This window comes from Sphingopyxis sp. Geo48, from assembly GCF_949769155.1.
Classification (GTDB): Bacteria; Pseudomonadota; Alphaproteobacteria; order Sphingomonadales; family Sphingomonadaceae; genus Sphingopyxis.
In genome coordinates this window covers 833,891-846,182 of the sequence record NZ_CATKPA010000002.1, presented here as the reverse complement: position 1 = coordinate 846,182, position 12,292 = coordinate 833,891, and the positions used below count along the sequence as shown (strand labels likewise).

General features: G+C 66.3%; 11 protein-coding genes. 1 reads left to right on the top strand and 10 read right to left on the bottom strand.

Annotation, left to right across the window (positions count from 1 at the left end; genetic code table 11):
- Positions 1–17: 17 nt before the first annotated feature.
- From ftsH to QOL79_RS10785, 4 genes are all read right to left on the bottom strand, one after another.
- Positions 18–1,961 (bottom strand): ATP-dependent zinc metalloprotease FtsH, encoded by a 1,944-nt coding sequence (gene ftsH, locus QOL79_RS10800; RefSeq protein ID WP_204994240.1) that lies wholly within the window; start codon positions 1,959–1,961, stop codon positions 18–20.
- A gap of 87 nt (positions 1,962–2,048) precedes the next feature.
- Positions 2,049–3,050 carry a tRNA lysidine(34) synthetase TilS gene (gene tilS, locus QOL79_RS10795; protein ID WP_283419589.1) on the bottom strand — a complete coding sequence of 334 codons (1,002 nt, stop codon included), beginning with the start codon at positions 3,048–3,050 and terminating at the stop codon, positions 2,049–2,051.
- Entirely contained in the window at positions 3,004–3,963 is a 960-nt protein-coding gene (locus tag QOL79_RS10790; RefSeq protein WP_058453882.1) for a tol-pal system YbgF family protein, read from the bottom strand. The genes tilS and QOL79_RS10790 overlap by 47 nt, the downstream gene beginning before the upstream one ends.
- Positions 3,964–4,094: 131 nt before the next feature.
- Complete coding sequence (locus QOL79_RS10785; RefSeq protein ID WP_058453881.1) at positions 4,095–4,937, bottom strand: helix-turn-helix domain-containing protein; 843 nt, start codon at positions 4,935–4,937, stop codon at positions 4,095–4,097.
- 393 nt (positions 4,938–5,330) lie between these two features.
- On the opposite strand from QOL79_RS10785, the gene QOL79_RS10780 reads away from it, so the two are divergent.
- Positions 5,331–5,735, top strand: coding sequence for a hypothetical protein (locus QOL79_RS10780; protein WP_283419588.1), 405 nt, complete (start codon positions 5,331–5,333; stop codon positions 5,733–5,735).
- Positions 5,736–6,029: 294 nt separating this feature from the next.
- Here QOL79_RS10780 and hslU read toward each other — a convergent pair whose 3' ends face one another.
- From hslU to wecB, 6 genes are all read right to left on the bottom strand, one after another.
- Complete coding sequence (gene hslU, locus QOL79_RS10775; protein WP_283419587.1) at positions 6,030–7,331, bottom strand: ATP-dependent protease ATPase subunit HslU; 1,302 nt, start codon at positions 7,329–7,331, stop codon at positions 6,030–6,032.
- A gap of 2 nt (positions 7,332–7,333) precedes the next feature.
- Entirely contained in the window at positions 7,334–7,900 is a 567-nt protein-coding gene (gene hslV / locus QOL79_RS10770; protein ID WP_282947627.1) for an ATP-dependent protease subunit HslV, read from the bottom strand.
- Between the two features lie 71 nt (positions 7,901–7,971).
- Positions 7,972–9,033, bottom strand: a complete 1,062-nt coding sequence (locus QOL79_RS10765; protein ID WP_282947629.1) for a mannose-1-phosphate guanylyltransferase/mannose-6-phosphate isomerase — start codon at positions 9,031–9,033, stop codon at positions 7,972–7,974.
- Positions 9,030–9,836 (bottom strand): class I mannose-6-phosphate isomerase, encoded by an 807-nt coding sequence (locus QOL79_RS10760; protein ID WP_282947631.1) that lies wholly within the window; start codon positions 9,834–9,836, stop codon positions 9,030–9,032. Before QOL79_RS10760 ends, QOL79_RS10765 begins: the two co-directional genes overlap by 4 nt.
- Positions 9,837–9,868: 32 nt before the next feature.
- A complete protein-coding gene (gene wecC, locus QOL79_RS10755; RefSeq protein WP_282947633.1) occupies positions 9,869–11,164 on the bottom strand; it encodes a UDP-N-acetyl-D-mannosamine dehydrogenase in 1,296 nt (431 codons plus the stop codon).
- Positions 11,154–12,269 (bottom strand): non-hydrolyzing UDP-N-acetylglucosamine 2-epimerase, encoded by a 1,116-nt coding sequence (gene wecB, locus QOL79_RS10750; protein WP_282947635.1) that lies wholly within the window; start codon positions 12,267–12,269, stop codon positions 11,154–11,156. The genes wecC and wecB overlap by 11 nt, the downstream gene beginning before the upstream one ends.
- Positions 12,270–12,292 lie beyond the last annotated feature (23 nt).

Genomic DNA, 12,292 nt, shown 5'->3' with positions numbered 1-12,292 from the left:
ACTGAACAAGGTCTGAATCAGACGCCTTGCGGGTTCGCGTCGCCGAAGGGGCGCGGCTTGCGCTTGATCTGCGGCAGGCCGCCGACGTGGCCCGATACGGGCGTCCCCGACCTGTCCTGATCATTCTCGCGGCCGATATCCTCGCCCTTGATCGCGCGGCGCGCTTCCTCGCCCGACAGCGTCTCATATTCGAGCAGCGCGCCCGCGAGGAGGTGCAGCTCGTCGAGATGATCTGTGAGTACCTTGCGCGCGGTCTTTTCGCCTTCCTCGACCAGTCGGCGGACCTCGGCATCGATCAGTTTGGCGGTCTCTTCGGACATGTTCTGCGCGCGCGACACGCTGTGGCCGAGGAACACCTCGTCCTGATTGTCGCGGTAGCGCAGCCAGCCGAGCTTTTCGGACATGCCATATTCCATGACCATCGCGCGCGCCGAGTCGGTCGCCTGCTGGATGTCGTTCGACGCGCCGGTGTTGAGCTCGTCCTTGCCATAGATGAGCTGTTCGGCGATGCGGCCGCCGAAGCAGAGCGCGAGACGCGCCTTCATCTGTTTCATGTTCATCGAATAGCGGTCGCGTTCGGGCAGGTTCCACGTCACGCCCAGCGCACGGCCGCGCGGGATGATCGTTACCTTGTGCAGCGGATCATTGCCCTCGACATGGAGCGAGACGAGCGCGTGGCCGGCCTCGTGATAGGCGGTCGCTTTCTTCTCGTCCTCGGTCATTACCATCGAGCGGCGCTCGGCGCCCATCATCACCTTGTCCTTGGCTTCCTCGAACTCGTTCGAGGCGATCAGGCGCTTGCCCTTGCGCGCCGCTAGCAGCGCCGCCTCGTTCGCGAGGTTCGCAAGGTCGGCACCCGAGAATCCCGGCGTGCCGCGCGCGATCCGGCGGAGGTCGACGTCGGGCGCGAGCGGCTTCTTGCGCGTGTGGACCTCGAGGATCTTCTGGCGTCCCTCGATGTCGGGGCGCGGCACGACGACCTGGCGGTCGAAGCGGCCCGGGCGGAGCAGGGCGGGGTCGAGCACGTCGGGGCGGTTGGTTGCCGCGACGATGATGATGCCTTCGTTCGCCTCGAACCCGTCCATCTCGACGAGGAGCTGGTTCAGCGTCTGCTCGCGCTCGTCATTGCCGTTGCCGAGCCCGGCGCCGCGGTGGCGGCCGACGGCGTCGATTTCGTCGATGAAGACGATGCACGGCGCGTTGCGCTTCGCCTGCTCGAACATGTCGCGGACGCGGCTGGCGCCGACACCGACGAACATCTCGACGAAGTCCGAACCCGAAATGGTGAAGAAGGGAACGCCCGCCTCACCCGCGATCGCGCGGGCGAGCAGCGTCTTGCCGGTACCGGGCGAGCCGACGAGCAGCGCGCCCTTCGGGATTTGGCCGCCGAGCTTCGAGAATTTGCTGGGGTCTTTCAGGAACTCGACGATCTCCTGCAGTTCCTCGCGCGCCTCGTCGATGCCTGCGACATCGTCGAAGGTCACGCGGCCCTGCTTTTCGGTGAGCATCTTGGCGCGGCTCTTGCCGAAGCCCATTGCGCCCGAACCATTATTCTTCTGCACCTGGCGGAACACGAAGAAGGCAATGCCCAGAATCAGCAGGAAGGGCAGCGACTGGACGAGCAGATACATCCAGAAATTGGGAACCTCGGTCGGTTTGCCGTCATATTTGACATTATTGTCGTTGAGCATCTTCAGGAGATCGGGGTCGCGGACGATATTCGCGGTGAAGCTTTCGCCATTGTCGAGCTTGCCGGTTACGCGATCCTCGGACAGCACGACCTCCTTGACCGCGCCTTCCTGAACCTTCTGCCGGAACTCGGAATAGGCGAGGGGGGCTCCAGTCGGCTGCGTCGCGCCGCCGAACATCGAGGCGACGAGGAGCATTGCGAGCAGGATGCCGCTCCAGATCATCACGCTCTTCATCCAGGGATTGCCCTGCGGTTCCTTGTCGTCCTGCATCGGAAACTTTCCAAACTTCGCGCACGTTCGCGCTTCAATCCCGATAATGTAGGATAATTGGGTTAAATGACAATGAGCCAGATTGTCCTATTTTCGGGCTTTTCGGCGCGGTGCGGCGGAAATGCGCCAGATCGTGCCCTGAAGCCCCGGCACGGCGTCGATCAGCAGCGCGCCGACCATCGCCCGGCGGCCGCCCTTCATCGCCGCGATCACCCCGTCGAGCGAGGCGCCGCGCAGGCGAAGCTGACCGTCGTTCGCGCGCAGACGCTGGGTGACGACGCGGCGGAAAATCTCGGCCGGATAGCCCTCGTCGCGAATGACCGCGATGTCCGAGGCGTCGGGCCAGTTCGCGATCAGCCGCTCGACCGCCCAGTCGATCGCCTCGTCGGCCTCGGCGAGCCAGCCCGCCGAACGCGCCGCCGCCTCGACGTCGATCGCGGTCTGCGAGGCGAGGGCGTGGCGCAGCCGCGCACGGTCGAAACGGTCGTCGCTGTTCGACGGATCGTCGACGAACGGAATATCGTGATCGAGCGCGATGCGCAGCAGTTCGGCGCGGCGCCACGCGAGCAGCGGGCGCAGCACGAGCCGGTAACGCGCGCGGATCGCGGCGAGGCCGCCGACCCCGCTGCTGCGGTTGAGGCGCATGACGATCGTTTCGAGCTGGTCGTCGGCGTGGTGCGCGGTGAGCAGCTGCGCAAGGCCGTTCGCTGCGCGCCAGTCCTCCATAAGCCGGTAGCGTTCGGTGCGCGCCGCGGCCTGCAGCGAACCGCGAAGCGGAACGGGGGGCGTCAATGTCGCGTGCGGGATATGCTCGCGCGCGCAGAAGCCCGCGACCATGCGCGCTTCCTCCGCCGATTCCTTGCGCAGGCCATGGTCGACGGTGACCGCCCGGACCTGTCCGGGCAGCAGCGCCGCCATGAGCCAAAGGAGGGCCATGCTGTCGGGGCCGCCCGACACCGCGACGCCATAGTGGAGGCGCTGCCAGCCGGGGCCGGCGAGCGCGGCAAGATCGCGGCCGAGACGCTCGACCGCGTCGCCGCTGTCAACAGCCTGCTTTTGCTTTTGCGGCGGCTGCATCGGTGCGGACATCCTGCGGCGCTTTTGCCCCATAGACTTCGTCGAGTTCGCGGAACGCCTTGCAAGCGTCGGCCTTGCGTCCAAGCTTGTCGAGCGCCACCCCCATGTACATCAGGCTGTGCGGGGCGCGCGGGCCGTCGGGGCGGTCCTTGTAATTGTTGTAGAAGGCCACCGCGGCGAGGCTGGGCTTGCCATCGTCGAGATAGGCGCGGCCGAGCAGGTTCTGCGCATAGCTCGCCTGGTTGCTTTTCGGCCATTTGGTGACGACGGTCTTGAGCTGGGCCTGCGCCTCCGGATAGAGTTTCGCCGACCAGAGGCGGAAGCCGTAATCATAGGCGTCCTGCTGCTCGTTGCCCGATGACGGGATTTCGACCTTCTTCACGAGCGCGAGGCGTGCCGCGTCGGGCTTTCCAGTGCTGGCGGCTGGCGGCGTCGCGGGTTTTTTCGGCGGCGTGGCTGTCGCCACCGGGGTTGGCGTCGGCGCGACCGGCTTGGGCGCGAGGGCGACCGGCAGGCTGGCAGGCGTCACGGCGGGCTCTCCGGCAGCGGCGGGGGGCACACGCTTGTCCATTTCGGCCTTGTAGGCAGCGAACTGCTTCTCGAGCTCGCGGAGATGGAAGGCATTTTGCTCGGTCTGGCCGGTGAGCGCCTGAAGCTGCGATTCGAGAGCATCGACGCGCGCGGTGAGATCGGCGACCGGCGAATTGCTTTTCACCGCCTGGCCCGGCGTCGCCTCGGGTGCGATCTCGCCTTCGAAGAAGGTCGGGGCGCCGCCCGGGAACACTTGCCGCTGAACCGCGCGCATTTCCTTTTCGAGCTTGTCGACGCGTTTCGCGACCGTCGCGTCCTGCGCCAGCGCGGCGGGTGCCGCCACGGCGATCGCGATCGCGGCCGCGCCGGCAAGGGTGATGTGATGCTTCGTCATGTGCCGATTGGCCCCCAAGAGATATTAACTATTCTGCGGGTCCATCCATAACGCCGCAAAGCGCGGGCGCGCAAACCCATTTCGGCGCGATGCCGCGCGTTGTCGCCGGAACGAGGCGATACAGCGCGCGGTCAGCCCCTGGTCCTGGGCGCCGCGGCGGGCACCGCCGGGCTGCCTTCGGCGCGCGCGACGAGGTCGGCCGGCTTCAGCGAAATGCCCTTCACCAGCGTGTCGGCGGGGCCGATCGGGCCGACGTCGCGGCCGCCGACGGTGACCTTGAGCGCCTGCGGGATGCTGGTGCGCAGCGTGAACTGCTCGATATAGGCGGGCGGCACTTCATAGGTTTCGCCAGCGTCGAGCGTCCGCCAATTCTCGGTCTTGCCCTTGGCATCGTCGAAGCCGATCCAGACCTCGGAAATGCCGGTCAGCACGACGGGTGCGTTGGCTGCGATCGTCGCCCCGGCCTTTGCCGGGGCGGGTGCCGCGACCTTGGTTGCGGGGGCTTCCGAAGCGTCGGCAGCCTGGTTCTGTGCAGCGACCAGCGCCTCGTCGGGTTCGACCGACAGGAAGCGCCAAACGCCATAGGCCGACACGAGGATGAGCGCGACGATCACCAGCGTCCACGTCAGGCGCGCGGTGGGCAGGCGGGCGGGATCGGTGGGTTCATAGGCTTCGTAGAGCGGACGCGAACCATAGGCGTCTTCTTCCAGCTCGCGGCGGATGCCGGCGCCGATCTCGGCCTCGGGCAGGTCGACCGCGCGGGCGTAGGCGCGCGCGAATCCGGTCACATAGGTGCGGCCGGGAAGTTCGGTGAAGTCGGACTTTTCGATGGCTTCGAGATGGCGCTGCGTGATGCGCGTGCGCGTCGCGACGTCGGCGAGCGACAGGCCCGCCTTCTCGCGCGCCAGGCGGAGCTTGTCGCCGGTGCGCGTGATCGCCAGTTCGCCCTGCGCGGCGACCTCTTCATCTGCCATTACTGTCTCCGTGCCGGTCGTTTGCAACCCGTATCGACCGTGTGGCAACGTTCATCGCATTGACGATGCGCGAAAGTCAAATGAAGTTCGGCGAACGAACGGCTGAAAAGACGCGGATTTGAGTTTGGCGGAAAAGGCGGCGAGGTCGCTGGCGCGGCAGGGCGGAGAGCGGGGATGTTTCGGGGCAGAAGGCTGTCATGCAAGCCGAGCCGCGACCGCTTTTATCCATCGGATGAAAGAGCGGGACGAAGGCTGGCACAGCGGGATGACGTAGGAATGGCCTGTTTGAAGGCGGTGTCGGCTTTGGGGTGAGAAGTTGCCATCCCCGATTTTCGTCATCCCCGCGAAAGCGGGCCCCTAGCGAGCTGGCTTAGAGTCCGTTAGGTCAACGGAATGTCGTTTAGTTATCGCGTCTCGCTGCAAGTCAAACATCCTTACGCTGATCCACAGCGCATTATAAAGTGCATAGGGTTGCCGCCTGTTCGTTTTTGGGCAGCCGGGGAGCGGCGTGCGACGCCCGAGGGAACATTGCTGCTGGGAGCCTACACAGAAAGCTACTGCGCGTTCGATATCGGTGCGGGCGATGACGGCGAACTTGCTGATTTCCTACGCCGGACCCTGACGCGGATTGATCCATCGGCTGCATTTATTGCCGAACTTCGCCAGACTGGCGGGAAACTCAATTTTTTCATCACGTGGACGCCGGGTGAAAGAGGAGAGGTTTTCGACGTGAACTTGCTCATGGACATGGCCCGCCTCGGTATCGATCTCGGTATTGAACCACTAGCTTCGACTTAGTCCGCTTACAGTCGCTTCCCCGTAGCTGCCAGCGTCCGCAATCGGTCCATACCGGTCATTCGGCCCAGATCGGCAGCGAACGGCCGAAATGGGGTGGGGAGCGGACGTTATGGTCCTCCCCATCGACTTGCGATGGGGAGGTGGCAGCCCGAAGGGCTGACGGAGGGGCCGAGCGCGCAGCGCTCGCTAACGCTCGCCGCCCCTCCACCACCGCTTCGCGGCGGTCCCCCTCCCCATCGCAAGTCGATGGGGAGGATCTTATGGCAACTTCCGACCGCAACCGGTCACGCCACGTTACAGCACATATTTGCTGAGGTCGGTGTCGCCGACCACATCGGCGAGCTGTTTGTCGACATAGGCGGCGTCGATGTCGAGAGTCGTGCCGGGAGCGTCCTCGGCGGTGAAGCTGATTTCCTCGACCAGCCGCTCCATGATCGTCTGGAGGCGGCGCGCGCCGATATTCTCGACCTTTTCGTTCACGTCTGCGGCAAGTCTGGCGACGCGCGCGATCGCCTCGGGCTTGAAGTTCAGCGTTACGCCCTCGGTGCCGAGCAGCGCCGCATATTGTTCGGGGAGGCCCGCCTTGGTTTCGCTCAAGATGCGGACGAAATCCTCCTCGGTCAGCGCGCCGAGCTCGACGCGGATCGGCAGGCGGCCCTGCAGTTCGGGGAGCAGGTCGCTCGGCTTCGCGACATGGAACGCGCCCGAGGCGATGAAGAGGATATGGTCGGTCTTCATCGGGCCATATTTGGTCGCGACGGTCGTGCCTTCGATCAGCGGCAAGAGGTCGCGCTGGACGCCCTCGCGGCTCACCGAGCCGCCGCGCACGTCGCTGACCGCGATCTTGTCGATCTCGTCGAGAAAGACGATGCCGTTCGCTTCGGCATCGGCGAGCGCGACGCGCGCGACATCATCCTGGTCGAGACGCTTGTCCTGCTCCTCTTCGAGCAGCCGTTTCCACGCCTCCATCGCCTTCATGCGGCGGCGCTTCTTCGGCCCGCCGCCGAGCGCCTTGCCGAGCATGTCGGAGAGGTTGATCATGCCGACCTGACCCGGCTGCCCCGGGAGTTCGAACGGCATCGACGGAGTGTCGCTGACCTCGATCTCGACGTCGCTCTGTTCGAGATGCCCTTCACGGAAGCGCTGGCGGAAGCTTTCGCGCGTCGCCTCGCTCGCGCCCTTGCCGGTGAGGGCATCGAGCAGCCGCTCCATCGCGGCCTCCTCGGCGGCGGCGCGCACGGCCTCGCGGCGGCGGTCCTTTTCGAGCCGGACGGCTTCCTCGACGAGGTCGCGGGCGATCTGTTCGACGTCGCGGCCGACATAGCCGACCTCGGTGAATTTGGTCGCCTCGACCTTGATGAACGGCGCGTCGGCGAGCTTCGCGAGGCGGCGCGAGATCTCGGTCTTGCCGCAGCCCGTGGGGCCGATCATCAGGATATTCTTGGGGCTCACCTCGTCGCGCAGGTCAGGCGCGAGCTGCTGGCGGCGCCAGCGGTTGCGAAGCGCGACGGCAACCGCTCGCTTGGCGGCGGCCTGGCCGATGATATGCGTGTCCAAGGCGGCCACGATGGCCTTCGGAGTCAGATCCTTGTTCATATTTATTTCCGGATTTCGATGGTTTCGGAGGTGAACTGGTCGTTGGTATAGACGCAGATGTCGGCGGCGACTTCCATCGCCTTCCGGGCCAGCACCTCGGGGTCTTTTTCATAGTCGGCGAGCGCGCGCGCGGCGGAGAGGGCGAAGTTGCCGCCCGAGCCGATCGCGGCGATCCCGCCCTTGGGTTCGAGCACGTCGCCGTTGCCGGTGATGACCAGCGTTACCTCCCTGTCGGCGACGATCATCATCGCCTCCAGATTGCGGAGATATTTGTCGGTGCGCCAGTCCTTGGCGAGCTCGACCGCGGCGCGGAGGAGCTGGCCGTTGTGACGTTCGAGCTTGGCCTCGAGCCGTTCGAAGAGCGTGAAGGCGTCGGCGGTCGCGCCCGCGAAGCCGCCGATGACGCGGCCGTCGTGAAGGCGGCGGACCTTCTTCGCGTTCGGCTTCATCACGGTCTGGCCCATCGAGACCTGGCCGTCGCCGATCACGACGACCTTGTCGGCACTGCGGGCGGAAAGGATGGTGGTTCCGTGCCAGGGTGCGGCACTTTGCGCATGGGGATTGGTCATGCGGCGGATATGGGCGATGGGTCGGTGCGCCGCAAGGGGAGGGGCAAGGGACGCGCCTGCGGGAGGTGACGTCAGGCCGTCGGCGGCGGGTTCGCGGCCAGATATTCGACGATCGCCTTGACCTCCTGCGCGCGGTCTTTCGGGATGACCAGCACATCGTCGCCGAGCGTGACCACGATCAGGTCCGAGACGCCGACTACCGCGAGGCGCTTGCCGCCGTCGGCGCGGAGGTAATTGCCGTGCGCGTCGAGCGCGACGACATGGCCCATTCGCACGTTGCCGTCCTCATCCTTGTCGGCAAGGTCGTAAAGCGCCGCCCAGCCGCCGACGTCGGACCAGCCGGGATCGACAGGCACGACGACGAGCTGTTCGGCGCCTTCCATCACCGCATAGTCGATCGACTGCGACGGGCTGGCGAGGAAGGCCTGCGGATCGGGGTGGATCAGGTGGCCGTCGGTGCGCGAAGCCGCCATCGCGGCGTCGCAGGCATGGGCGATGGGCGGCTGCTGCCGTTCCAGCTCGGCCAGGAAGCGATCGGCGCGCATCAGGAAGATGCCGGCATTCCAGTAATGCCCGCCCTCGGCCAGCATCGCCTCCGCCTTGTCGCGCGCGGGCTTTTCAACGAAGCGGCGAACACGGTTGACGCCGGGCGCGATGGTTTCGCCCGCCGCGATATAGCCATAACCGGTTTCGGGATGTGCGGGCGCGATGCCGAAGGTCGCGAGCGCGCCCGCTTCGACCGCCGGTCGCGCGGTGTCGACGGCGCGCAGGAACGCCGCGACATCGGTCATCAGATGGTCGGCGGGCATGACGAGGATCAGCGCGGCGGGATTGCCGGCAAGTGCGGCGAGCGCGATCGCGGGGGCGGTGTTGCGCGCCGCGGGCTCGACGATGATCGCCGCGTCGCCGACGCCCGATGCCGAAAGATCGGCCTCGACATGCGCGACATGCGCTGGTCCGCAGACGACGAGCGGCGGCGCGAAGCGGGTGCGGTCGTCGACGCGGGCGAGCGTCTGCCGGAACATATCGCCGTCGCCGATCAGCGGCTGAAACTGTTTCGGCGCCTCGCTCGTCGATACGGGCCACAGACGCGTGCCGGTGCCGCCCGACAGGATGACGGGGACGATCGTCATGTAGGCCAGCACAGCAGCGCGCGGGCGCCGGATTCGAGCGCGATCGTGTCGGCGCGGTCGGTCGCGATGCATTCGCCGAGCGTGACGGCTTCCCCCTCGATGCTGCAGCCGTCGGACAGGGGCACGAAGATATAGGCTTCGGCATCGCTCGGGAGATCGGCGGTGACGTCCGGTCCGGCGAGGTGCAGCAGGTGGAAATGGGGCCCGTCGACGAGAAGGCGGCTTTGGCTTGCGGCGACGCGGCCGTCGCGCGGATCGGGGCGCGGCCGCGTTTCTGCGACGGCGATCCCGGCGTCGAGATGCAGGTCGCGCGGGCGGCCATAGTCGTAGAGGCGGTAGGTACAGTCGACATTCTGCTGCACCTCGACGACGATCAGGCCCGCGCCGATCGCGTGGATCGTGCCCGCGCGGTTATAGACGAAGTCGTCGGTGGTGGCGGGGCGCCAGTCGATCCTGTCGACGATCGATCCGTCGAGCGCGGCCGCGCGCAGCGCCTCGGGCGTCGCCGCGGCCTTCAGCCCCACACCGAGTTCGGCGTTCGGGTCGGCGTCGAGCACCAGCCAGCATTCCTCCTTGCCCGACGCGAAACCTGCTGCGCGCGCGGCAGTATCGTCGGGGTGGACCTGGATCGACAGCCGTTCCGAGGTGAAGAGGAATTTGACCATGATCGGCGCGTCGGTGCCGGCGGGGAGGGTGAACCAGATCTCGCCGATCCGCCGTCCGTCGAAAGCGCCGAACGCGGCCGGAAGATCGATGCGACCCCAGGGCTTTTCGACGGGAACGGGGGTAAGGCGGGTCAGCATCGAACCGAAGGTGCGAGGTTGCCGGAGCGGCGTCAAGCGGCGCGGTAGAGGCGGTTGCCCCCACCCGAGTTCGGCTGGTCGGGCCAGAGGCCGCGGGTGTCATAGACGATCTTGTCGCCGCGCTCTTCGAGCGGGATCGACTTGAAGAGGTCATGGTCGACGAGGACGATGAGCAGGTCGCACTGCGCCAGCGCGCTGTCGAGGTCGATCAGCTCGGCGCCGGTCCCCGCGAAGTCCATCGGCAGGCCGCGCGCATAGGGCTCGACGATGCGGATCTGCTTGCCGAAGCGGCGGGCGAGCGCCGCGGCGACCTCGACCGCGGGGCTTTCGCGGAAATCGTCGATATTGGGCTTGAAGGCGAGGCCGAGGCAGGCGACGCGCGCCTCGGGATGCTGCGACACCAGCATTTCGGCGGCGCCGATCACATGCGCGGTCTTGGCCAGATTGACCTCGCGCGCGGTGCGGATCAGGCGGCTGTGATCGGGCGCGCCGTGAACGAGGAACCAGGGATCGACCGCAATGCAATGGCCGCCGACGCCGGGGCCGGGTTGCAGGATGTTGACGCGCGGGTGCCGGTTGGCGAGGCGGATAACCTCCCACACGTCGACGCCCATCTCCTCGGCCATCATCGACAGCTCATTGGCGAAGGCGATGTTGACGTCGCGGTAGCTGTTCTCGACCAGCTTCACCATTTCGGCGGCGCGCGCGGTCGTGGTGACGCACGCGCCGCGGACGAACTGACGGTAGAAAGTCATCGCGCGACGCGCGCAGCGAGGCGTGATCCCGCCGATGCAGCGGTCGTTGTCGACCAGCTCGACGAGGATGCGGCCGGGCAGCACACGCTCGGGGCAATAGGCGACGAAAATCTCGGCGGCGCCGGCGCAGGCGCCCGGCACCTTGAGGTCGGGACGAAGCTCGGCGAGCAGCGCGGCCACCTTTTCGGTCGTACCGACGGGCGAAGTCGATTCGAGGATGACGAGATTGCCCGCTTCGAGCTGCGGCGCGATCGCGCGCGCGGCGGACAGGACGTGGCTGATGTCGGGACGGTGCTCCGCGTCGTGTGGGGTCGGCACCGCGATCACGAACACGCCCGCAGGCGCAACCTCGGTCGATGCCGTCAACGTCCCGCGCGACACGACGCCCTGCACGAGGCCATCGAGATCGACTTCCTCGATATGCACCCTGCCGCTGTTGACGGTGCCGACCACCTCGCGGCTGACATCGACGCCGGTGACGCGGCTGCCCGATCGCGCGATCAGCGCGGCGGTCGGCAAGCCGATATAGCCGAGGCCGAGGACGGTGACCTTCTGTTCGCTGTCAATGGGCACGCGCTACGATCTCCGCTATTCTGTCCGCCGCCTTGCCGTCGCCAAAGGGATTATGGGCGCGGGCCATGACGTTATAGGCGGCTTCATCGTCCAAAAGACTGAAAATTTCAGAAATGATGCGATTTTTGTCGGTGCCGACGAGCCGCGCGGTGCCCGCCTCGATGCCTTCGGGGCGTTCGGTCGTCTCGCGCATCACGAGCACGGGCTTGCCGAACGAGGGTGCCTCCTCCTGGACGCCGCCGCTGTCGGTGAGGACGAGATCGCTAAGGCCGAGCAGGCGCACGAAATGCGGATAATCGAGCGGATCGATCAATGCGACATTCGGCAAGTTTCCAAGCAGAGGTTCCATCGCCCCGCGAACATGGGGATTTGGATGGACCGGAAACACGACCGCGACATCGTCGCGCGCCGCGATTCCGGCAATCGCTTCGGCGATCGCCTGCATCCCGTCGCCGAAATTTTCTCGCCGATGCGAGGTGACCGCGACAATGCGCTTGCCCGCGAACCGCGCGGCAAGCGGATCGAGACCGGCGGCGAGCGACGGTTCCTCTTCGATCCGCGCTCTGGTCGCGAGCAGGGCATCGATGACCGTGTTGCCGGTGATGTGAATTCGCTCCATCGGTACATTTTCGGCGCGAAGCGCGGCAGCGGCGGTTTCGGTCGGCGCGAAATGCAGGTCGGCGACCGCGCCCGCAACCTTCCGGTTCACTTCCTCGGGCCAGGGATGATAGATGTTCCCGCTGCGCAGCCCCGCCTCGACATGGCCGACCGGGATCTTGCGGAAATACGCCGCAAGCGTCGCCGCCATCGTCGTGAGCGTGTCGCCGTGGACGAGAATCCGGTCGGGCTTTTCGCGGTCGAAGGTTTCGCCGAGGCCGGTGACGAGCCGAGCGAGGAGGGCGTCGAGCGACTGATTCGGGGTCATCACGTCGAGATCGACGTCGGGAACGATCCGACCGATTTCAAGAACCTGGTCGAGCATCTCTCGGTGCTGGGCGGTGACGCAGACGCGTGTCTCGAGCGTGACTCGGGTACGGAGCGCATGCACGACCGGAAACATCTTGATCGCTTCGGGGCGTGTCCCGAAGACGGTCATTACCTTCATGCTTTGGTCCTCCAGCGGCGTCC